Below are 22872 nucleotides of genomic sequence, written 5' to 3'. Positions count from 1 at the left end.
CTTACCTTAAGTTCTGACACACGTTGTGTGGTTTCATTAAAAGTCGGGTTACCCTATAGTAGCGCAACGCAATCACTTGGTTACAGGTCGCTAACCTCCATGAACGACATAGATACACTTATCAGCAACAATGCACTATGGTCAAAAATGCTGGTGGAGGAAGACCCCGGATTTTTTGGAAAACTCGCGCAAGCGCAGAACCCGCGCTTTCTCTGGATTGGATGTTCCGACAGCCGCGTCCCCGCCGAACGTCTGACCGGTCTTGAACCGGGCGAACTGTTTGTTCACCGCAATGTGGCTAACCTGGTTATTCATACCGATCTCAACTGCCTTTCGGTTGTTCAGTATGCCGTTGACGTTCTGGAGGTTGAGCACATCATTATTTGTGGTCACTACGGCTGCGGCGGCGTACAGGCGGCGGTCGAAAATACAGAGCTGGGGTTAATCGATAACTGGCTGCTGCACATCCGTGATATCTGGTTCAAACATAGCTCACTGCTGGGCGAAATGCCGCAGGAGCGCCGTCTCGACACGTTGTGTGAGCTGAACGTGATGGAGCAGGTCTATAACTTGGGCCACTCGACGATTATGCAGTCTGCCTGGAAACGCGGGCAGAAGGTCTCCATCCACGGCTGGGCGTACGGTATTCACGACGGCCTGCTACGCAATCTGGAAGTGACCGCCACCAACCGCGAAACGCTGGAACAGCGTTACCGCTCGGGAATTGCCAACCTCAAGCTTAAGCACGTTAACCATAAATAACAAAGCCGGGGGTTTTCACCCTCTCCCTGTGGGAGAGGGCTGGGGTGAGGGCATCAGCCCGCAATTATTCGTCCAGAATCACGACTTTCCCAACATACGGCAGATGGCGATAACGCTGCGCGTAATCAATGCCGTAACCCACCACAAATTCGTCCGGGATGGAGAAACCAACGAACTCCACCGGCACCTGCACTTCACGGCGCTCAGGCTTATCCAGCAGAGTACAAATCGCCAGTGATTTTGGTTCACGCAGGCTCAGGATCTCACGCACTTTAGAGAGCGTATTGCCGGAGTCGATGATGTCCTCAACAATCAACACATCTTTGCCACGAATATCTTCATCCAGATCTTTCAGGATTTTCACATCACGGGTTGTGGACATGCCGCTGCCGTAGCTGGAGGCGGTCATAAAATCGACCTCGTGCGGCACCTGCACTTCACGGCACAGGTCTGCCATGAACATGAAAGAGCCACGCAACAGACCGACCAGCACCATTTCGCTGCCGCTGTCCTTGTAATGTTCGGTGATTTGACGACCCAGTTCGGCGATACGCGCTTTGATCTCGGCTTCCGGGATCATCACTTCAACAGTATGTTTCATATTACTAACCAAATGATTTTAGTGAAAATCTCTCAATGCGGATGACTCTCGCTCCGGCATCGATACGCAAGCCAGCCATTATACCAGTAAATGGATAAGCCTGGCGTATGAGTTATAAAAAGCAATATTTGTGATTCCGATCACAGTTGTTAATACCTATAATTAATTGCTAGCAAATAATTAACAAAACTGACGAGTACTTTTCTATGGCTGAAACAAAAACTAAACAGCCGCGTCTACTGGTGACATTAACAGCCGCGTTTGCCGCATTCTGCGCGCTGTATCTGTTAATCGGTGGCGTATGGCTGGTCGCGATTGGCGGCTCCTGGTACTACCCGATCGCGGGTCTGGTTATGGTTGGCGTAACCGTCCTGCTTTTACGCAGAAAACAATCTGCTCTGTGGCTGTACGCAGCGTTACTGCTCGCAACCATGATCTGGGGCGTCTGGGAGGTCGGGTTCGACTTCTGGGCATTGACGCCGCGCAGCGACATTCTGGTCTTCTTCGGTATCTGGCTGATCCTGCCGTTTGTCTGGCGTCGTCTGATCGTCCCATCCAGTGGCGCCGTGGCCGGTCTGGTCGTTGCCCTGCTGATTAGTGGCGGCATCCTGACCTGGGCCGGTTTTAACGACCCGCAGGAGATCAACGGTACGCTGAACGCGGAATCCACGCCGGCTGCGGCTATCTCGCAGGTGGCGGACGGTGACTGGCCTGCTTATGGTCGTAACCAGGAAGGCCAGCGTTACTCCCCGCTGAAGCAGATCAATGCGGACAACGTGAAAAACCTGAAGGAAGCCTGGGTATTCCGTACCGGCGACCTGAAGATGCCAAACGATCCGGGTGAGCTGACCAACGAAGTGACCCCGATTAAAGTGGGCAACATGCTCTACCTGTGTACGGCGCACCAGCGTCTGTTCGCGCTCGACGCGGCCACCGGTAAAGAGAAATGGCACTTCGATCCACAGCTGAACTCCAACCCGTCGTTCCAGCACGTGACCTGCCGTGGCGTCTCTTACCACGAAGCACGCGCCGATAATGCCAGCCCGGAAGTCATTGCCGACTGTCCTCGCCGCATTATGCTGCCGGTGAACGATGGCCGCCTGTTTGCCATCAACGCTGAGACCGGCAAGCTGTGCGAAACCTTCGCCAATAAAGGCATTCTGAATCTTCAGACCAACATGCCGGACACCACGCCGGGTCTGTATGAACCGACCTCGCCGCCAATCATCACCGATAAAACCATCGTGATTGCCGGTTCGGTAACGGATAACTTCTCTACCCGTGAAACCTCCGGCGTTATCCGTGGTTTCGACGTGAACACCGGTAAACTGCTGTGGGCCTTCGACCCGGGCGCGAAAGATCCTAACGCGATCCCATCGGATGAACACACCTTTACCTTTAACTCACCGAACTCCTGGGCACCGGCAGCGTATGACGCGAAGCTGGACCTGGTCTACCTGCCGATGGGCGTGACCACGCCGGATATCTGGGGCGGTAACCGTACGCCGGAGCAGGAACGTTACGCCAGCTCCATCGTGGCGCTGAACGCAACGACCGGTAAACTGGCATGGAGCTATCAGACCGTTCACCACGATCTGTGGGATATGGATATGCCGTCCCAGCCGACGCTGGCGGACATTACCGTTAACGGTAAAACCGTTCCGGTGATTTACGCCCCGGCGAAAACCGGTAACATCTTCGTGCTGGATCGCAGCAACGGTAAGCTGGTTGTTCCTGCACCGGAAAAACCGGTTCCGCAGGGCGCGGCCAAAGGCGACTATGTCACCAAAACGCAGCCGTTCTCTGACCTGAGCTTCCGTCCGAAGAAAGATCTCAGTGGTGCAGACATGTGGGGTGCCACCATGTTTGACCAGCTGGTGTGCCGCGTGATGTTCCACCAGCTGCGTTACGAAGGGATTTTCACCCCGCCGTCAGAGCAGGGTACGCTGGTCTTCCCGGGTAACCTGGGGATGTTCGAATGGGGTGGGATCTCCGTCGACCCTAACCGTCAGGTCGCCATCGCTAACCCAATGGCGCTGCCGTTCGTTTCCCGTCTGATCCCTCGCGGTCCGGGTAACCCAATGGAGCAGCCAAAAGATGCGAAAGGCAGCGGTACCGAAGCCGGTATCCAGCCGCAGTATGGCGTTCCTTATGGTGTGACCCTGAATCCGTTCCTTTCTCCGTTCGGTCTGCCGTGTAAACAGCCTGCCTGGGGTTACATCTCCGGTCTGGATCTGAAGACCAACAAGATCGTCTGGAAGAAACGTATTGGTACGCCACAGGACAGCATGCCGTTCCCGATGCCTGTTCCAGTGCCGTTCAATATGGGTATGCCAATGCTGGGTGGCCCAATCTCCACCGCCGGTAACGTGCTGTTCATCGCGGCAACCGCAGATAACTACCTGCGCGCGTACAACATGACCAACGGTGAAAAATTGTGGCAAGGCCGTCTGCCAGCCGGTGGACAGGCAACGCCGATGACCTATGAAGTGAATGGCAAGCAGTACGTTGTCATCTCTGCGGGTGGTCACGGTTCGTTTGGCACGAAGATGGGCGACTATATTGTCGCGTATGCACTGCCTGACGACGCTAAGTAACGAAAAAGCCCGGTGGCGCTAACGCTTACCGGGCCTACGATTTCCATATGTAGGCCGGGTAAGGCGAAGCCGCCTCCCGGCTTTTTTTATACGGTAAAACCGAGCATCATCCCCGTATCTTCATGTTCCAGCAGATGACAGTGCGCCATATAGGCAAACTCTTTCGGCGCGTCGTGGTCGAACTTCACCAGCACCTCGCTGACGCCGCCTTCTACCCTCACCGTATCTTTCCAGCCCGCACGATGCGCCTCCGGTGCTTTACCGTTCTCAGTGAGAATACGGAACTGCGTGCCGTGGATATGGAACGGGTGCAGCATCATGTCGCCTTCGCCTGAAATCACCCAGCGTTCAAACTGCCCTTTCGTGGCAGCGAACATGGGCGTGTTCATATCGAACGCTTTGCCGTTGATGCGGTTGGCGTTGTGGAAATCGAAACCATGGCCGCCGTGATCCATGCCGCCCATATTGCCGTGGTCCATATTCATATGGCCCATCATCTGGCCGTGATGCATTCCCGCCATGGCCTGATTGCCGTACTTCTTCATCAGCGCCTGCATGCCCATCATGTCGAGCATCGGGTCCATGGAGAGCTGAAGTTTACGCTGTGTAAGCCCGTCCAGCGACGGGAGTGCTGGCAGCGTGGTGAGGGTCTCCGGCAGCGTACCGGAGGCGGTGATCTGTAGCGGCTGAATGCGCAGGACCGGATGCGGCTTATCAAACGGCGCAACGGCCATCCCCATCTGGCTGACCGGCAGGGTCACGAGGTCAAACGCTTTGCCATCGCTGATGTCCACCAGCACCTCGAAGCGCTCGCCCATCAGCATCGGCAGCTCGCTCACCTTCACCGGCTCCGGCAGCAGGCCGCCGTCGCTTGCCACTACGTAAAGCGGGCGTTTATCGCTGGTGGCGAAGTTCAGCGAGCGGGCGTTACAGCCGTTAAGCAGACGTAAGCGCAGCCAGCCTTTTGGCGCGGCATGCTGCGGGTAGATCGCACCGTTGGTCAGCAGCGTATCGCCAAACCAGCCTACCGCCGCGCTCATGACGTCCAGCTGATAGTCAATTTGCCCGTCAGCGTTGAATTTTTTGTCCTGCACAATCACCGGGACATCGTCGATTCCCCACTGTTTCGGCAGGCGCAGCAGGCGGCTTTCATCGTCTTCAATCAGCACCAGGCCGGCCAGCCCCATCGCCACCTGATGGCCCGTTTTGCCATGCTGATGCGGGTGGAACCAGCAGGTCGCCGCGCGTTGTTCCGGGGTAAAGGTTACGCTGCGTTTACCACCAGGCCTGATGATGCCCTGAGGCCCCCCATCCACTTCGCCCGGGACTTCCAGCCCGTGCCAGTGCAGCGTGGTCTCTTCCGCAAGCGTGTTATGAATGTCTACCGTCACCGCCTTCCCTTTGCGTAACCGCAACGCCGGGCCGAGCAGATTGCCGTTATAGCCCCACGTCGTAGCGTCGTGCTGACCGAACGTGGTTTTACCGGCCTGCACCACAAGCTGAATGCGGCTGCGGGCATCTGGGGAGAGTAATTCAGGAATGGGTAAAGCCGGTCTGTCGGCGGCAAAAACGGCGCGGCTCCAGAGAGGTAACGCGCTGGCAACCCCCAGCGCGGCAGAAAATTTTAAAAAATCACGACGTTGCATGTGCATTTCCTTATTTCCAGCAGGCGATCTTTTGAGCATAAACCCTCCCCTTACCGGAAGGTCAAGCACGGCGGCAATAATAAAGATCGTCGGCCTGGCATCAAGTATGCTAACGTTAATTTTCCGTGATGCAGTGGTAAAGGCAATGAAGACGTTTTTCAGAACAATTTTGTTCGCCAGCCTGATGGCGATGTGTGCGAACAGTTACGCGCTAAGTGAAAACGAAGCGGAAGATATGGCCGATCTGACGGCAGTTTTTGTTTTTCTGAAAAACGATTGTGGTTACCAGAATTTACCCAATGGGCAAATTCGTCGCGCACTGGTCTTTTTTGCCCAGCAGAACCAATGGGACCTCAGCAACTACGACAGCTTCGACATGAAGGCGCTCGGTGAAGACAGCTACCGTGATTTAAGCGGTATTGGCATTCCCACTGCTAAAAAATGCAAAGCGCTGGCTCGCGATTCACTCAGCCTGCTCGCCTACGTGAAGTAACCTTCCCGACGCCCCTTGTTGACCCGTTAACCGCCTCACGGCGGTGTTGTGTTGCGCCCATCTGCCGGATGTAATGGATGTTAACGAAGGAGGTGCTCCCCATGACCGAAAAAACGGTATGGCAAGAAACGCTGCATGACCAGTTTGGTCAGTATTTTGCCGTGGATAACGTGCTCTATCATGAGAAAACCGATCATCAGGATTTGATAATCTTCGAAAACGCCGCCTTTGGCCGCGTGATGGCGCTGGACGGCGTGGTGCAAACCACCGAGCGCGACGAGTTTATCTATCACGAAATGATGACCCACGTCCCGCTGCTGGCCCACGGCCACGCGAAGGACGTGCTGATTATCGGCGGCGGCGACGGCGCGATGCTGCGTGAAGTCTCTCGCCATCAGAATGTCGAAACCATCACCATGGTGGAAATCGACGCCGGTGTGGTGTCGTTCTGCCGCCAGTATCTGCCCAACCATAATGCCGGCAGCTATGACGATCCGCGGTTTAATCTGGTTATCGACGATGGCGTCAATTTTGTTAACCAGACCACGCAAACGTTTGATGTCATTATCTCTGACTGTACCGACCCTATCGGTCCGGGCGCGTCGCTGTTTACCTCGTCGTTTTACGAAGGCTGCAAGCGCTGCCTGAAGCCTGGCGGAATTTTTGTGGCGCAAAACGGCGTTTGCTTCCTGCAACAGGATGAAGCGCTTGATAGCCACCGTAAGCTGAGCACCTATTTTGCTGACGTCAGCTTTTACCAGGCGGCGATCCCCACTTACTACGGCGGGATCATGACCTTTGCCTGGGCGACGGATAACGACGTTCTGCGCCATCTCTCTACCGAGATCGTGCAGGCCCGCTTCCACCAGGCCGGACTCCAGTGCCGCTACTACAACCCGGCGATCCACACCGCAGCCTTTGCGTTGCCTCAATATCTGCAAGACGCGCTGTCCTCAAAGGAGGTGAACTAATTGAAAAAGCTTAAACTGCATGGCTTTAACAATCTGACCAAAAGCCTGAGTTTTTGTATTTACGATATCTGCTACGCCAAAACAGCAGAAGAGCGCGATGGTTACATCGCCTATATCGATGAACTCTACAACGCCAACCGTCTGACCGAGATCCTGACAGAGACCTGCTCGATTATCGGCGCGAACATCCTGAATATCGCGCGCCAGGATTATGAGCCTCAGGGTGCGAGCGTCACCATTCTGGTGAGTGAAGAGCCGGTTGACCCGAAGCTTATCGACAAAACCGAGCACCCCGGCCCGCTGCCGGAAGTGGTAGTCGCCCACCTGGATAAAAGCCACATCTGCGTGCACACCTACCCGGAAAGCCACCCGGAAGGCGGGCTGTGTACCTTCCGCGCGGATATTGAAGTGTCGACCTGCGGCGTGATTTCACCGCTGAATGCGTTGAATTATTTAATCCACCAGCTGGAATCCGATATCGTCACTATTGATTATCGCGTGCGCGGTTTTACCCGTGATATCAACGGCATGAAGCACTTCATTGATCATGAGATCAACTCCATTCAGAACTTCATGTCCGAGGACATGAAGTCGCTGTACGACATGATGGATGTGAACGTCTATCAGGAGAATATCTTCCATACCAAGATGATGCTTAAAGAGTTCGATCTTAAGCACTATATGTTCCATACCAGGCCGGAAGATTTAAGTGACGAAGAGCGTAAGGTCATTACCGACCTGCTCTGGAAAGAGATGCGCGAAATTTACTACGGCCGTAACATTCCGACCGTGTAAACGTGATCCGGAGCAGGGACGCTTCGGGGAATTACTTCTGTTGCATAAAATCGCGGTAGGCGTTCAACACGCTCAGGAAGTCTTCCACGCCGCACAGCGACAGGCTCTCTTCGTCGTAGTAACTCATTCCCTCTTCCATCTCATCACCCGAGAACTCAAGTTGGTTGGCGCGCACCATCACCTCTTCGCCATCCATCCAGAGCGTGTATTCGTGCCCGGCGCGTTGCCAGGAGCGTTCACTGCCTTTCACCGTTTCCGCCGCCTGTTCGACTTCATCCAGCAGCGCGAGGTTCTCTTTCACCTCTTCGTTAAACCAGTGTCCAACGGCTTCGTGCCCCATCGACATTCGCACTTTCACCACGCCGGTGATGTCGCGCAAAAATTCGTAATCCATAGCGTTTTCCTCTGCAAAGCCATTAGGGTAATTATCGCAGCAGAGAGGAAGAAAAAAAGCGGGAGAGGTGGGAGGAATGAAAATAAAAAACCCACCGACGTTGCGATGGGTTTTGTAGGCCCAGTAAGCGTAGCGCCACCGGGCAATGGGTCAGGTGCGGAGCGGTCTGGTGCCCTCACCCCCAGCCCCTCTCCCACGGGAGAGGGTAGCATTTATACTGCGGTCTGGAAGATCACCCCGTCAGCCTTCTCGGTGTACTGAGAGAGCTGGTCGAAGTTCAGATAACGATAAGTATCCACCGCCGTCTTATCTACCTGAGCCACAAAGGTCTGGTACTCTTCCGGCGTTGGCAGTTTGCCAATCAGCGCCGCAACCGCCGCCAGCTCCGCAGAGGCCAGGTAAACGTTCGCCCCGGTACCTAAACGGTTCGGGAAGTTACGGGTTGAGGTGGAAACCACCGTCGCACCGTCGGCCACGCGCGCCTGGTTGCCCATACACAGGGAACAGCCAGGGATTTCAATACGCGCCCCGCTCTTACCAAACACGCTGTAGTACCCCTCTTCGGTCAGCTGCGCCGCATCCATACGGGTTGGCGGCGCCACCCACAGACGGGTCGGCAGCTGGCCTTTGTGGGTATCCAGCAGCTTACCGGCAGCACGGAAGTGGCCGATGTTGGTCATACAGGATCCGATGAACACTTCGTCGATCTTATCGCCCTGTACGTCAGAGAGCAGACGCGCATCGTCCGGATCGTTAGGCGCACACAGGATTGGCTCTTTGATATCCGCCAGATCGATCTCAATCACCGCCGCGTACTCTGCGTCAGCGTCGGCTTCCAGCAGCTGCGGATCCGCCAGCCATTTTTCCATACCCTGAATACGACGCTCCAGCGTACGACGGTCGCCGTAGCCTTCCGCTATCATCCACTTCAGCAGCACGATGTTGGAGGTCAGATACTCAATAATCGGCTCTTTGTTCAGCTTGATGGTACAGCCCGCCGCAGAACGCTCGGCAGAGGCATCGGTCAGCTCGAACGCCTGCTCCACTTTCAGATCCGGCAGACCTTCAATTTCCAGAATGCGGCCAGAGAAGATGTTTTTCTTGCCTTTCTTCTCAACGGTCAGCAGACCCTGTTTAATGGCATACAGCGGGATCGCGTGCACCAGATCGCGCAGGGTAATGCCCGGCTGCATTTTACCTTTGAAGCGCACCAGCACCGATTCCGGCATATCCAGCGGCATCACGCCGGTCGCTGCGGCAAACGCCACCAGACCGGAACCCGCCGGGAAGGAGATCCCGATTGGGAATCGGGTATGGGAGTCACCGCCGGTACCGACGGTATCCGGCAGCAGCATGCGGTTCAGCCAGGAGTGGATAACGCCGTCGCCCGGACGCAGGGAGACACCGCCACGGTTCATAATGAAGTCTGGCAGCGTGTGGTGCGTGGTTACGTCAACCGGCTTCGGATACGCCGCGGTGTGGCAGAAGGATTGCATCACCAGATCGGAAGAGAAGCCCAGGCACGCCAGATCTTTCAGTTCATCACGGGTCATTGGGCCAGTGGTGTCCTGAGACCCCACGGAGGTCATTTTCGGTTCGCAGTACGCGCCAGGACGGATACCAGTGACGCCGCAGGCGCGACCCACCATTTTCTGCGCCAGAGAGTAACCGCGGTTGCTCTCGGCCACGTCTTTCGCCTGACGGAATACGTCACTGTGCGGCAGACCCAGCGCTTCACGCGCTTTGGTGGTCAGGCCACGGCCGATGATCAGCGGAATACGGCCACCGGCACGCACTTCGTCGATCAGCACGTCGGTTTTCAGTTCGAAGCTGGCCAGCAGTTCGTTGGTTTCGTGGTTGCGCACTTCGCCTTTATACGGGTAAACGTCAATCACGTCGCCCATGTTCAGGTTGCTCACGTCCACTTCAATTGGCAGCGCGCCCGCATCTTCCATGGTGTTGAAGAAGATTGGCGCAATTTTGCCGCCGAGGCACAGGCCGCCGCCGCGCTTGTTCGGCACGTGCGGAATGTCGTCGCCCATGAACCACAGCACGGAGTTGGTGGCGGATTTACGGGAAGAACCGGTACCAACCACGTCACCGACGTAAGCCAGCGGGAAACCTTTTTGTTGCAGGGCTTCGATCTGTTTGATCGGGCCAACCACGCCTGGCTGATCCGGCTCAATGCCTTCACGGGCGTTTTTCAGCATCGCCAGGGCGTGCAGTGGGATATCCGGGCGAGACCATGCATCCGGCGCCGGAGAAAGGTCATCGGTGTTGGTTTCACCGGTCACTTTAAAGACGGTAACGGTAATTTTTTCAGCAAGCTGAGGGCGGTTCAGGAACCATTCGGCATCGGCCCAGGACTGCATCACCTGCTTCGCGTAAACGTTGCCTGCTTTGGCTTTTTCTTCCACATCGTAGAAGTTATCGAACATCAGCAGCGTTGAAGAGAGCGCTTTGGCAGCAATTGGCGCCAGCTTGTCGTTATCCAGCGCGTCAATCAGCGGATGAATGTTATAGCCGCCCTGCATGGTGCCGAGCAGTTCAATCGCTTTTTCAGGAGTAACCAGTGGGGAGGTGGCTTCGCCTTTGGCAACGGCGGCAAGGAATCCGGCTTTTACGTAGGCAGCTTCATCTACGCCAGGCGGTACACGGTTGATCAGCAGATCTAACAGGAATTCTTCTTCGCCCTCAGGCGGGTTCTTCAGCAGCTCGACGAGCGCGGCCATTTGGGTTGCATCTAACGGTTTGGGTACAATTCCCTCGGCGGCACGTTCTGCTACGTGCTTACGGTATTCTTCTAGCACGACGGTTCTCCTCGCTCTCATTGTCATATGCGGCGGGCGTTCTCTTCACGCTCCTGTGAGACAGCAGTTTGTAGGGTAAATGCCCGATACCGCGTCGGGCAGCATAGCAGGATTTCTGCACAGTGTTAATCTGTTTACAAAAAAGCAACATTAAAAAATTTGCTGAATCGTTAAGCATGGTGTAGCACCCCGTCACCGGGCCCGAAAGCAGTTCCGTAAGTTTGTCGCCACCCCAGCAACTAGCTGCTGGCCGCTCGCAAGAGCGGCCTTCTGAATGTCCGTCGCCTGCTCAGCCATCCGATATAATTGTGTAATAAATACTCACACTCTTTATCCGGATGCTTCGGAGGTTTTCCCAACAAAAGTCAAAACTGTAAAACACGGGTGAATGATACTCGCGGCAACAGCAACGCCTCACGGCACTGCACTCGTCTCGTTGGAGTCAATCTATGAAGTTGCCTTTTAAACCACATCTTCTTGTTCTGCTTTGCAGTGCGGGGCTGTTTGCCGCCTCGGGCGTCATGTTCGTTAAAAGCCGCGCAACGGAACCCGCTCCCGCACCTGCGCCGGTAGCCCCGCAGCTCCCCGCCCCGACAGCACAACCTGCCCCGGTGGCGACTCCGGCCTATACCGCCGCGCAGATCGATCAGTGGACAGCGCCCATTGCGCTCTATCCCGACGCGCTGCTGTCGCAAATTCTGATGGCCTCAACCTATCCGGCGAGCGTGATTCAGGCCGCCAAGTGGTCAAAGGACAACCCTAAAATGCAGGGCGATACCGCCATTCAGGCGGTCAGCGGGCAGCCATGGGATGCCAGCGTGAAATCGCTGGTCGCCTTTCCGCAGTTAATGTCGTTAATGGGAGAAAACCCGTCGTGGGTACAGAGCCTCGGCGACGCCTTTCTGGCCCAGCCAAAGGATGTGATGGATTCCGTGCAGCGTCTGCGCCTGCTCGCGCAGCAGACAGGCACGTTGCAATCCACCCCGCAGCAGACCGTCACCACCGTGAAAAAATCTGCGCCAGCCTCCGCCAGTACAGCCGCGACGTCAACGTCGGCTAGTCCGACGGTGATTAAAATTGAGCCAGCCGATCCACAGGTGGTTTATGTCCCTACCTACAACCCTTCCACCGTTTACGGCACGTGGCCAAACGCCAGCTATCCGCCTGTGTATCTGCCCCCGTCTCCCGGCCAGCAGTTTACCAATAGTTTCGTCAGAGGCTTTGGCTATAGCCTCGGCGTAGCCACTACCTATGCGCTGTTCAGTAACATAGACTGGGACGATGACGACGAACATCATCACGATCATGATGACGATCACCACGGCGGTTATTCGCATAACGGCGATAACATTAATATTAATGTTAATAACTTCAATAAGATCACCGGCGAGCACCGTACCGATAATCATCAGGTCTGGCAGCATAATCCGGCCTACCGCAACGGCGTGCCCTACGCCAATAGCCAGCTTGCCAGCCGCTATCATCAGACTTCAGTGCCGGGAGGGCTGAGCGCTACCCGGCAGCAGACGGTCAACCGCGATAGCCAGCGGCAGGCTGCGATGGCGCAGATACAGCAGTCGACGGGCAAAACCCTCACACAGCTACAGCATGGCGACGCGCATTTCCCGCAACATTCAGCGTCCGCGCAGCAGCTGAAGCAGCTCTCTCAGCGCAGCAACTATCGCGGCTACGACAGCGCGCGGCCCCACGCACAACGGATGAATAATACTCTTGCGCAAACCAGACGCCCGACGCAGGTTCAGCATCAGCGAGGGCTGCAAAGCCGCCAGCACGCGTCGCTGAACAGTGAGCAGCGTGCCAGCTTCCGCCAGCAGCTGTCCGAACATCATACCGAACACCGTGAATTCCATCGTCGTTAAGGAAGCCGCTATGAACATGAAACCGATCGGTGGAATGCTGTTGTTGATGGTATCCACCTTCGCCTGCGCCCAGCAATCTTTCTCCACGCCTGAGCAGGCGGCCAATGCCCTGACGAAGGCCATCAGCGAGCAGAATGAGAGCGCGATGGCCGACCTGCTGGGGGATAACTGGCGCGACTATCTGCCACCTGAAGGGGTTGATCCGGAGGCGGTAGCTCGATTCCTGCGTGACTGGAAGATTAACCATCGTACCGAAATCAGCGGCGATATTGCCCATCTGTCAGTTGGCGATAACGGCTGGCAACTCCCCATACCGGTAGTGAAGAAAAAAGAGGGCTGGCAATTTGATATGCAGAAAGCGGCTGATGAGATCCTGACCCGCGAAATCGGCCGCAACGAACTCGCGGCTATCGAAGCGCTGCACGCCTACGTCGACGCACAGCAGAGCTACTACGCCATGAACCACCGCTATGCGCAGAAGATTGTCAGCACGCCAGGGCTAAAAGACGGCCTGTACTGGCCCATCTCGCCGGGCGAAGCGCCAAGCCCGCTGGGTCCCGCCTTCAGCCCGCCGGAGCCGGGTATGGGCTATCACGGCTATCGGTTCCGCATTCTGCCGGATAAAAATGGCTTTGCGATGGTTGCCTGGCCCGTGAGCTATGGTCAGACGGGGGTAATGAGCTTTGTCGTTAACCAGGATGACAAGGTGCATCAGGCAAATCTCGGCAACGATTCGGCACAAAAAGCGCAGGCGCTCGCTGCATACCACCCGGATAAAACCTGGCAGCCTGTCCCCCCCTGAACGCGGCGCATAAAAAAAGCGGCCTGAGGCCGCTTTTTTCATCTGAAGCAACTTATTTCTTCTTCGCTTTCGCGTTTGGCAGGTCCGTAATGCTACCTTCAAACACTTCTGCCGCCAGGCCCACGGACTCGTGCAGAGTCGGGTGAGCGTGGATGGTCAGCGCGATGTCTTCCGCGTCACAGCCCATTTCGATAGCCAGACCGATTTCACCCAGCAGCTCACCGCCGTTGGTACCGACAATCGCACCACCGATTACACGGTGAGTCTCTTTGTCGAAGATCAGTTTCGTCATACCGTCTGCGCAGTCGGAAGCAATAGCACGGCCAGAAGCAGCCCACGGGAAGGTGGCGGTTTCATAGCTGATGCCTTTCTCTTTCGCTTCTTTCTCAGTCAGACCGACCCATGCCACTTCTGGCTCGGTGTAGGCGATAGATGGGATCACTTTCGGATCGAAGTAGTGCTTCATGCCGGCGATAACTTCAGCGGCAACGTGACCTTCGTGAACACCTTTGTGCGCCAGCATTGGCTGACCGACGATATCGCCGATAGCAAAGATGTGCGGCACGTTGGTGCGCAGCTGTTTGTCAACGCGGATGAAGCCACGGTCGTCCACTTCCACGCCAGCTTTGCCCGCGTCGAGGTTTTTACCGTTCGGTACACGACCGATAGCCACCAGCACGGCGTCGTAACGCTGTGGTTCAGATGGGGCTTTTTTGCCTTCCATGGAAACGTAAATACCGTCTTCTTTCGCTTCAACGGCAGTCACTTTGGTTTCCAGCATCAGGTTGAATTTCTTGCTGATGCGTTTGGTAAAGACTTTAACGATGTCTTTGTCGGCAGCCGGGATAACCTGGTCGAACATTTCAACCACGTCGATCTCTGAACCCAGCGCATGGTACACGGTACCCATTTCCAGACCGATGATACCGCCGCCCATAACCAGCAGGCGCTTAGGAACGGTTTTCAGCTCCAGCGCATCGGTGGAATCCCACACGCGTGGATCTTCATGTGGAATGAATGGCAGTTCGATTGGGCGAGAGCCTGCCGCGATGATCGCGTTGTCGAAGTTAATCACGGTTTTGCCGTTTTCGCCTTCCACTTCCAGGGTGTTCGCACCGGTGAATTTACCCAGACCGTTTACCACTTTCACTTTACGGCCTTTGGCCATACCCGCCAGACCGCCGGTCAGCTGAGTGATAACTTTCTCTTTCCAGGTACGAATTTTGTCGATGTCGGTTTTCGGCTCGCCGAAGACGATACCGTGTTCAGCCAGCGCTTTGGCTTCTTCGATAACTTTCGCTACGTGCAGCAGCGCTTTAGAAGGGATACAGCCGACGTTCAGACAAACACCGCCGAGGGTGCTGTAACGTTCTACGATGACGGTTTCCAGACCTAAATCCGCGGCGCGAAATGCTGCGGAGTAACCTGCCGGGCCTGCCCCAAGTACTACGACCTGAGTTTTGATTTCTGTGCTCATCATGACCTCTTAATGTATACCCGTCGTCCACCGGGTCGTTCTATCCGCCCGTATTTTACAAAATTGTTAACAATTTTGAAACAACAAACGGCTCACGAATTATCGCTTTCACCAATAACCTCAAAAACCCCATGAGATTATCAGAAAAAAGCCGGCCGACTGGCCGGCTTTTCGATTACATCACCAGGCGGCGAATGTCGCTCAGCATGTTGTTGATGATGGTGATGAAACGCGCACCATCAGCCCCGTCGATCACGCGGTGGTCGAAGGACAGAGAGATTGGCATCATCAGACGCGGCACGAACTCTTTGCCATTCCACACCGGCTCCATCGCGGACTTGGACACACCGAGGATAGCCACTTCCGGCGCGTTCACAATCGGCGCGAAGTGGGTGGTACCCAGGCCGCCGATGCTGGAGATAGTGAAGCAGCCGCCCTGCATTTCGCCGGCAGTCAGCTTACCATCACGCGCTTTTTTGGAGATGGTGGTCAGTTCACGGGACAGCTCAGTGACGCTCTTCTTGTTCACGTCTTTGAAGACCGGAACAACCAGACCATTTGGCGTATCAACCGCAACACCGATGTTGATGTACTTCTTCAGCGTCAGCTTCTGGCCGTCTTCGGACAGGGAGCTGTTGAAGCGAGGCATCTGCTCAAGGGCAGCGGCAACCGCTTTCATGATGAAGACCACTGGAGTGAACTTCACGTCCAGCTTACGCTTCTCAGCTTCGGCGTTCTGCTGTTTACGGAACGCTTCCAGATCGGTGATATCGGTCTTATCGAAGTGGGTAACGTGCGGGATCATTACCCAGTTACGGCTCAGGTTAGCACCCGAGATTTTCTGGATACGGCCCAGTTCCACTTCTTCGATTTCACCGAACTTGCTGAAGTCCACTTTCGGCCATGGCAGCATGCCCGGGATACCGCCACCGGCAGCAGCAGCAGGTGCAGCTTCGGCGCGTTTCACCGCATCTTTCACGTAAGCCTGAACGTCTTCGCGCAGGATACGGCCTTTACGGCCAGTGCCCTTCACTTTCGCCAGGTTCACACCGAATTCGCGCGCCAGGCGACGAATCAGCGGAGTCGCGTGGACGTAAGCGTCGTTTTCAGCGAACTCAGATTTTTCTGCTTTAGCAGCAGGGGCAGCAGCCGGTTTAGCAGCCTGAGCCGGTGCAGCAGCCGGTGCCGGAGCAGCCGCGGCAGCTGGAGCGGCGGCAGGTGCTGCGCCTTCCACTTCGAAGACCATGATCAGAGAGCCGGTAGATACTTTGTCGCCGGTGTTGATTTTGATCTCTTTAACGGTACCGGCGAACGGCGCAGGCACTTCCATAGAAGCTTTGTCGCCTTCAACGGTGATCAGTGACTGTTCAGCGGCAACTTTGTCGCCCACTTTTACCATCACTTCGGTCACTTCAACTTCGTCACCGCCGATGTCCGGTACGTTAACGTCTTTCACGCCGCCAGCAGCCGCTGGTGCAGCAGCCGGAGCCGGAGCAGCTTCCGCTTTCGCTGGAGCCGCAGCGCCTTCAGCGCCCGCCACTTCGAAAATCATGATCAGGGAACCTGTAGACACTTTGTCGCCGGTGTTGATCTTGATCTCTTTAACGGTACCCGCGAACGGTGCCGGCACTTCCATAGAGGCTTTGTCGCCTTCTACGGTGATCAGTGACTGCTCGGCCGCAACGGTATCGCCCACTTTCACCAGGATTTCAGTGACTTCAACTTCGTCACCGCCGATGTCAGGCACGTTCACTTCTTTCGCTGCCGCGGCCGCTGCTGGAGCAGCAGCAGGAGCGGCTTCTTTCTTCTCTTCCTGCGCAGGTGCAGCTGCTGCTGCACCGTCGGCGGAATCGAAAATCATGATCAGTTTACCGGTCTCGGTTTTATCGCCAACAGAGACTTTGATCTCTTTAACGATGCCAGCCTGAGGAGACGGGACTTCCATAGAAGCTTTGTCGCCTTCTACGGTGATCAGCGACTGTTCAGCTTCAACTTTGTCGCCCACTTTGACCAGGATCTCGGTGATTTCAACTTCATCAGCCCCGATGTCCGGTACATTGATTTCGATAGCCATTATTCTTTTACCTCTTACGCCAGACGCGGGTTAACTTTATCTGCATCGATGTTGAATTTGGTAATTGCGTCTGCAACCACTTTCTTATCGATTTCGCCACGTTTAGCCAGTTCGCCCAGTGCTGCTACTACCACGTAGGAAGCATCAACTTCGAAGTGGTGACGCAGGTTTTCGCGGCTGTCAGAACGACCGAAGCCGTCAGTACCCAGTACGCGATAATCATCAGCTGGAACGTAAGTACGAACCTGCTCAGCGAACAGTTTCATATAGTCAGTAGACGCCACCGCTGGCGCGTCGTTCATCACCTGAGCGATGTACGGAACGCGTGGGGTTTCCATTGGGTGCAGCATGTTCCAGCGCTCACAATCCTGGCCATCACGCGCCAGTTCAGTGAAGGAGGTAACAGAGTACACATCGGAACCCACACCGTAGTCTTTCGCCAGGATCTGCGCTGCTTCACGAACGTGACGCAGGATAGAACCGGAGCCCAGCAGCTGAACTTTACCTTTGCTACCTTCGATGGTTTCGAGTTTGTAGATACCTTTACGGATACCTTCCTCGGCACCTGCTGGCATTGCCGGCATGTGGTAGTTTTCGTTCAGGGTGGTGATGTAGTAGTAAATATTCTCTTGCGCTTCACCGTACATGCGCTGCAAGCCGTCATGCATGATGACTGCCACTTCGTACGCGTAAGACGGGTCGTAAGAGATACAGTTAGGGATAGTCAGAGACTGAATGTGGCTGTGACCATCTTCGTGCTGTAGACCTTCACCGTTCAGGGTCGTACGACCAGAAGTACCACCGATCAGGAAGCCGCGAGCCTGCTGGTCGCCTGCCTGCCAGCACAGGTCACCGATACGCTGGAACCCGAACATGGAGTAGTAGATGTAGAACGGGATCATCGGCAGGTTATTGGTGCTGTAAGAAGTCGCAGCAGCCAGCCAGGATGCGCCTGCACCCAGTTCGTTGATACCTTCCTGAAGGATCTGACCTTTCTCGTCTTCTTTGTAGTATGCAACCTGCTCACGGTCCTGCGGGGTGTACTGCTGACCGTTCGGGCTGTAGATACCGATCTGACGGAACAGACCTTCCATACCGAAAGTACGCGCTTCGTCGGCGATGATTGGAACCAGACGATCTTTGATCGACTTGTTCTTCAGCATCACGTTCAGGGCACGAACGAAAGCGATAGTGGTAGAGATCTCTTTGTTCTGCTCTTCCAGCAGCTGAGAGAAATCTTCCAGCGCTGGCAGTTCCAGCTTCTCGGTGAAGTTAGGCTGACGAGCAGGCAGGTAGCCTTTCAGCGCCTGACGACGTTCGTGCAGGTACTTGTGCTCTTCAGAACCTTCCGGGAAGGTGATGTAAGACAGTTTTTCTACCTGCTCATCGGTCACTGGAACGTTGAAACGGTCGCGGATATAACGCACGCCGTCCATGTTCATTTTCTTAACCTGGTGAGCGATGTTTTTACCTTCTGCGGTATCACCCATGCCGTAACCTTTAATGGTGTGGGCCAGGATCACAGTCGCTTTACCTTTGGTTTCACGCGCTTTTTTCAGTGCAGCGTAAACTTTCTTCGGATCGTGACCACCGCGGTTCAGCGCCCAGATCTGCTCATCAGTCCAGTCTGCAACCAGGGCTGCGGTTTCAGGATATTTGCCGAAGAAGTGCTCACGAACGTAGGCACCGTCTTTGGATTTGAAGGTCTGGTAGTCGCCGTCAACGGTTTCGTTCATCAACTGGATCAGTTTACCGCTGGTGTCTTTACGCAGCAGCTCATCCCAACGACCGCCCCACATCACTTTGATCACGTTCCAGCCAGCACCTGCGAAGATGCCTTCCAGTTCGTTGATGATCTTGCCGTTACCGGTTACCGGACCATCCAGACGTTGCAGGTTACAGTTGATGATGAAGCACAGGTTGTCCAGCTTCTCACGGGTCGCGATGGTGATCGCGCCTTTAGATTCTGGCTCATCCATTTCACCGTCGCCCAGGAAGGCGTAAACGGTCTGCTCAGAGGTGTCTTTCAGACCACGGTGTTCCAGGTACTTCAGGAATTTAGCCTGATAGATCGCACCGATTGGACCCAGACCCATAGATACGGTCGGGAACTGCCAGAACTCAGGCATCAGTTTAGGGTGCGGGTAAGAAGACAGACCCTTACCGTGAACTTCCTGACGGAAGTTGTTCATCTGCTCTTCAGTCAGACGACCTTCCAGGAAGGCACGTGCATAGATGCCCGGAGAGATGTGGCCCTGGAAGTACACCAGATCGCCGCCATCTTTCTCGTTAGCTGCACGGAAGAAGTGGTTGAAGCACACTTCGTAAATGGTCGCAGAAGACTGGAAGGACGCCATGTGGCCACCCAGTTCCAGGTCTTTCTTGGATGCGCGCAGAACGGTCATGATGGCGTTCCAGCGGATAGCAGAACGGATACGGCGTTCCAGATCCAGATTGCCCGGGTATTCCGGTTCGTCTTCGACGGCAATCGTGTTTACGTAGTTGCTAGCCCCTGCACCTGAAGCCACTTTCACGCCGCCTTTGCGTGCTTCTGAAAGCAGCTGATCAATCAGATACTGAGCGCGCTCAACACCTTCTTCACGGATGACCGATTCGATCGCCTGTAGCCAGTCGCGAGTTTCGATCGGATCCACGTCATTTTGGAGACGTTCTGACATGGGGGTATTCCTTATCTATCTAATACGTTGATTTGTCTGGAACCTGTCCCATTGTATTTTCGCCAGAAAACACAATAAGACAGGTTCTGCGTTTAGTTGCCGCGCTCTAAAAGTACCTGGCGCTTAATCCTTTCGTTGCTGTATGCGGCGTAATGAACGTTCGCGACGCGATTGTTCACGGCTGCGGTCCAGCAAGATTTCCTCAATGAAAGCCAGATGGCGGTGCGACGCTTCGCGCGCCTGCTCCGGTTCCCCGGCCATTATCGCCTCGAATACTCGGGTGCGATGGTTGCTTACCAGCGGGAGCATCTCCCGACGGGCATACAACAATTCAAAATTCTGACGAACGTTCTGGGCCAGCATCGGCTCCATGCAGCGTAGCAGATGGAGGAGCACCACGTTGTGCGCCGCTTCGGTGACGGCAATTTGATACTGGACGACGGCATTGGACTCGGCGTCTAAATCGCCGGACTGCTGTGCCCGTTCAATGGCCTGATGCAGCTCGCGAATACGTACGCGGTCTTCATCAGTGCTGCGAAGGGCGGCGTAATAAGCCGCGATACCTTCCAGCGCGTGACGGGTCTCAAGCAGATCAAACTGGGATTCTGGGTGGTCAGAGAGAAGTTCTACCAGCGGGTCGCTGAAGCTCTGCCACAGGCTGTTTTGCACAAAGGTTCCGCCACCCTGGCGACGGAGCAACAGGCCCTTTGCTTCGAGACGTTGAATCGCCTCACGCAGAGAGGGGCGTGAAACGTCGAACTGTTTTGCCAGCTCGCGTTCTGGCGGGAGTTTCTCGCCCGGGCGCAGTGTCCCTTCGAGAATCAAAAACTCCAGCTGCTGCTCAATCACATCGGAAAGTTTTGGTTGGCGAATTTTGCTGTAGGCCATATTCCCTGTCTTACGCCTTTTTGCCCGGAGTCAATTGGTCTTACCAATTTCATGTTCGTATCGCTAAAGTAACAAAGTATTCACCTTCTGTCCATATTGGTTTTGATTGAAATCAGTAAACCCGGCACATTTTAACAACCTTACAGAACTAACGTTTCAGGAATGTAACTTTGCACAAATGAAATGGTTACTACCAAAGAGGCAGTTTTAACCATAATGAAACGAGGGTTTTTGCAATCTGAAGCGATTCAACAAGGCAAAAAATGAAAATTCGCCCTCTTCTGACGCATTTCTATTCTATAGGTTGGGGTATGAGGGGTTAACGTACCGATTTACAATTGGTTTCTTTTTATTCAAGTCGTCTTCATCCCTTCATAAAGCAGGTGCATTCGCTGGCGCTTACCACTATTCTTGCGCTAACGGAAGCCATCTCCGCTTTTTTCGGTATCGTTAACCGTAAAGAAATAAATACAGAATATGGACTTTCATAATTACACACGCACAGCGTGAACATAACAACCACACACGAGGTTTCAAATGGAAGCTCAACAGCATGGCGATCAGCTAAAGCGCGGCCTTAAAAACCGCCATATACAGCTCATCGCCCTGGGCGGTGCTATTGGTACTGGCCTGTTTCTGGGCAGTGCATCGGTTATCCAGTCGGCCGGTCCGGGCATTATTCTGGGGTACGCGATTGCGGGTTTTATTGCATTTCTGATTATGCGCCAGTTAGGTGAAATGGTTGTTGAAGAGCCGGTCGCAGGCTCATTCAGCCACTTCGCCTATAAATACTGGGGCAGCTTCGCAGGTTTCGCCTCGGGGTGGAACTACTGGGTTCTGTACGTTCTGGTTGCCATGGCCGAGCTGACCGCCGTTGGGAAATACATTCAGTTCTGGTACCCGGAGATCCCCACCTGGGCGTCTGCGGCGGCCTTCTTCGTCATTATCAATGCCATTAACCTGACCAACGTAAAAGTGTTTGGTGAGATGGAGTTCTGGTTTGCCATCATCAAAGTGATTGCCGTTGTAGCGATGATCATCTTCGGCGGCTGGCTGCTGTTCAGCGGCAACGGCGGTCCGCAGGCCACCGTGCGCAACCTTTGGGAGCAAGGCGGGTTCCTGCCGCACGGCATGACCGGTCTGGTGATGATGATGGCAATTATCATGTTCTCCTTCGGCGGTCTGGAGCTGGTGGGCATCACCGCCGCGGAAGCCGACAACCCGGAGCAGAGCATCCCGAAAGCCACTAACCAGGTTATCTACCGTATTCTGATCTTCTATGTGGGCTCCCTGGCGGTCCTGCTCTCCCTGCTGCCATGGACGCGCGTGACGGCGGATACCAGCCCGTTTGTGCTCATCTTCCACGAGCTGGGCGACACCTTCGTGGCGAACGCGCTCAACGTCGTGGTGCTGACCGCCGCGCTCTCCGTTTATAACAGCTGCGTTTACTGCAACAGCCGTATGCTGTTCGGCCTGGCGCAACAGGGCAACGCACCGAAAGCGCTGCTTACCGTTGATAAGCGTGGCGTACCGGTTAATACCATCATCGTGTCGGCGGTCGTGACGGCGCTGTGCGTTCTGATTAACTACCTGGCACCGGAATCTGCCTTCGGTCTGCTGATGGCGCTGGTGGTTTCCGCGCTGGTGATTAACTGGGCGATGATTAGCCTCGCGCACATCAAGTTCCGCCGCGCCAAGCACCAGCAGGGCGTAACCACGCGCTTCCCTGCCCTGCTCTATCCGCTGGGGAACTGGGTTTGCCTGCTGTTCATGGCAGCTGTGCTGGTCATTATGCTCATCACCCCAGGCATGGCGATTTCCGTCTACCTGATCCCGGTCTGGATTGCGATCCTCGGCGTGGGTTATATGGTGAAACAGAAAAATGCCAAAACGGTGAAAGCGCACTAAGTGTTTTCTCGCTGTACTCGCGGTTGCGGGTACAGCGTCTTGTTACCTTCCTCACAAATTCGCGCCCACAGCAAAATCCTCCATATCACCGCCTTT

16 protein-coding genes are annotated in these 22872 nt (G+C 55.1%); 8 read left to right on the top strand and 8 right to left on the bottom strand.

The annotated features are described in order from the left end of the window. Positions 1-99 precede the first annotated feature (99 nt). Entirely contained in the window at positions 100-762 is a 663-nt protein-coding gene (gene can / locus LOC22_RS14660; protein WP_003856301.1) for a carbonate dehydratase, read from the top strand. A gap of 64 nt (positions 763-826) precedes the next feature. Here can and hpt read toward each other — a convergent pair whose 3' ends face one another. Then, entirely contained in the window at positions 827-1363 is a 537-nt protein-coding gene (gene hpt, locus LOC22_RS14655; protein WP_003856303.1) for a hypoxanthine phosphoribosyltransferase, read from the bottom strand. 206 nt (positions 1364-1569) lie between these two features. On the opposite strand from hpt, the gene LOC22_RS14650 reads away from it, so the two are divergent. Next, positions 1570-3960 carry a glucose/quinate/shikimate family membrane-bound PQQ-dependent dehydrogenase gene (locus LOC22_RS14650; RefSeq protein ID WP_230238997.1) on the top strand — a complete coding sequence of 797 codons (2391 nt, stop codon included), beginning with the start codon at positions 1570-1572 and terminating at the stop codon, positions 3958-3960. An 86-nt stretch (positions 3961-4046) separates the two neighbouring features. Here the strand turns inward: LOC22_RS14650 and cueO are convergent, their stop codons facing one another. Continuing rightward, a complete protein-coding gene (gene cueO / locus LOC22_RS14645; protein WP_230238996.1) occupies positions 4047-5606 on the bottom strand; it encodes a multicopper oxidase CueO in 1560 nt (519 codons plus the stop codon). A gap of 145 nt (positions 5607-5751) precedes the next feature. Here cueO and LOC22_RS14640 point away from each other — a divergent pair, with 145 nt between their 5' ends. The 3 genes from LOC22_RS14640 (at position 5752) to speD (ending at position 7865) form a co-directional block, all read left to right on the top strand. Beyond that, positions 5752-6099, top strand: coding sequence for a YacC family pilotin-like protein (locus LOC22_RS14640; protein ID WP_003856306.1), 348 nt, complete (start codon positions 5752-5754; stop codon positions 6097-6099). Between the two features lie 101 nt (positions 6100-6200). Beyond that, a complete protein-coding gene (speE, locus tag LOC22_RS14635; protein WP_015572694.1) occupies positions 6201-7070 on the top strand; it encodes a polyamine aminopropyltransferase in 870 nt (289 codons plus the stop codon). Beyond that, positions 7071-7865, top strand: coding sequence for an adenosylmethionine decarboxylase (speD, locus tag LOC22_RS14630; RefSeq protein ID WP_017694500.1), 795 nt, complete (start codon positions 7071-7073; stop codon positions 7863-7865). A 31-nt stretch (positions 7866-7896) separates the two neighbouring features. Here speD and yacL read toward each other — a convergent pair whose 3' ends face one another. Continuing rightward, positions 7897-8259 (bottom strand): protein YacL, encoded by a 363-nt coding sequence (gene yacL / locus LOC22_RS14625; RefSeq protein ID WP_015572693.1) that lies wholly within the window; start codon positions 8257-8259, stop codon positions 7897-7899. A 212-nt stretch (positions 8260-8471) separates the two neighbouring features. Continuing rightward, positions 8472-11069, bottom strand: coding sequence for a bifunctional aconitate hydratase 2/2-methylisocitrate dehydratase (acnB, locus tag LOC22_RS14620; RefSeq protein ID WP_017383766.1), 2598 nt, complete (start codon positions 11067-11069; stop codon positions 8472-8474). Between the two features lie 449 nt (positions 11070-11518). Between acnB and LOC22_RS14615 the strand changes: the two genes are divergently transcribed. Further along, positions 11519-12949 carry a DUF3300 domain-containing protein gene (locus tag LOC22_RS14615; RefSeq protein WP_230238995.1) on the top strand — a complete coding sequence of 477 codons (1431 nt, stop codon included), beginning with the start codon at positions 11519-11521 and terminating at the stop codon, positions 12947-12949. 10 nt (positions 12950-12959) lie between these two features. Beyond that, complete coding sequence (locus LOC22_RS14610; RefSeq protein WP_230238994.1) at positions 12960-13751, top strand: DUF2950 family protein; 792 nt, start codon at positions 12960-12962, stop codon at positions 13749-13751. Positions 13752-13803: 52 nt separating this feature from the next. Here LOC22_RS14610 and lpdA read toward each other — a convergent pair whose 3' ends face one another. From lpdA to pdhR, 4 genes are all read right to left on the bottom strand, one after another. Continuing rightward, complete coding sequence (gene lpdA, locus LOC22_RS14605; RefSeq protein WP_003856313.1) at positions 13804-15228, bottom strand: dihydrolipoyl dehydrogenase; 1425 nt, start codon at positions 15226-15228, stop codon at positions 13804-13806. A gap of 175 nt (positions 15229-15403) precedes the next feature. Beyond that, entirely contained in the window at positions 15404-17302 is a 1899-nt protein-coding gene (aceF, locus tag LOC22_RS14600) for a pyruvate dehydrogenase complex dihydrolipoyllysine-residue acetyltransferase (protein ID WP_015572687.1), read from the bottom strand. A 14-nt stretch (positions 17303-17316) separates the two neighbouring features. After that, positions 17317-19980, bottom strand: coding sequence for a pyruvate dehydrogenase (acetyl-transferring), homodimeric type (aceE, locus tag LOC22_RS14595; protein ID WP_003856315.1), 2664 nt, complete (start codon positions 19978-19980; stop codon positions 17317-17319). A 123-nt stretch (positions 19981-20103) separates the two neighbouring features. Next, positions 20104-20868: a pyruvate dehydrogenase complex transcriptional repressor PdhR gene (pdhR, locus tag LOC22_RS14590; protein WP_015572686.1), complete on the bottom strand. Its 765-nt coding sequence runs from the start codon at positions 20866-20868 to the stop codon at positions 20104-20106. Positions 20869-21405: 537 nt separating this feature from the next. Here pdhR and aroP point away from each other — a divergent pair. Further along, positions 21406-22776, top strand: coding sequence for an aromatic amino acid transporter AroP (aroP, locus tag LOC22_RS14585; protein ID WP_015572685.1), 1371 nt, complete (start codon positions 21406-21408; stop codon positions 22774-22776). Positions 22777-22872 lie beyond the last annotated feature (96 nt).

Origin of the sequence: Enterobacter sp. AN-K1 (assembly GCF_020971765.1) — a bacterium.
Classification (GTDB): domain Bacteria; phylum Pseudomonadota; class Gammaproteobacteria; order Enterobacterales; family Enterobacteriaceae; genus Enterobacter; species Enterobacter hormaechei_C.
This window is presented reverse-complemented; position numbering and strand designations above follow the sequence as displayed.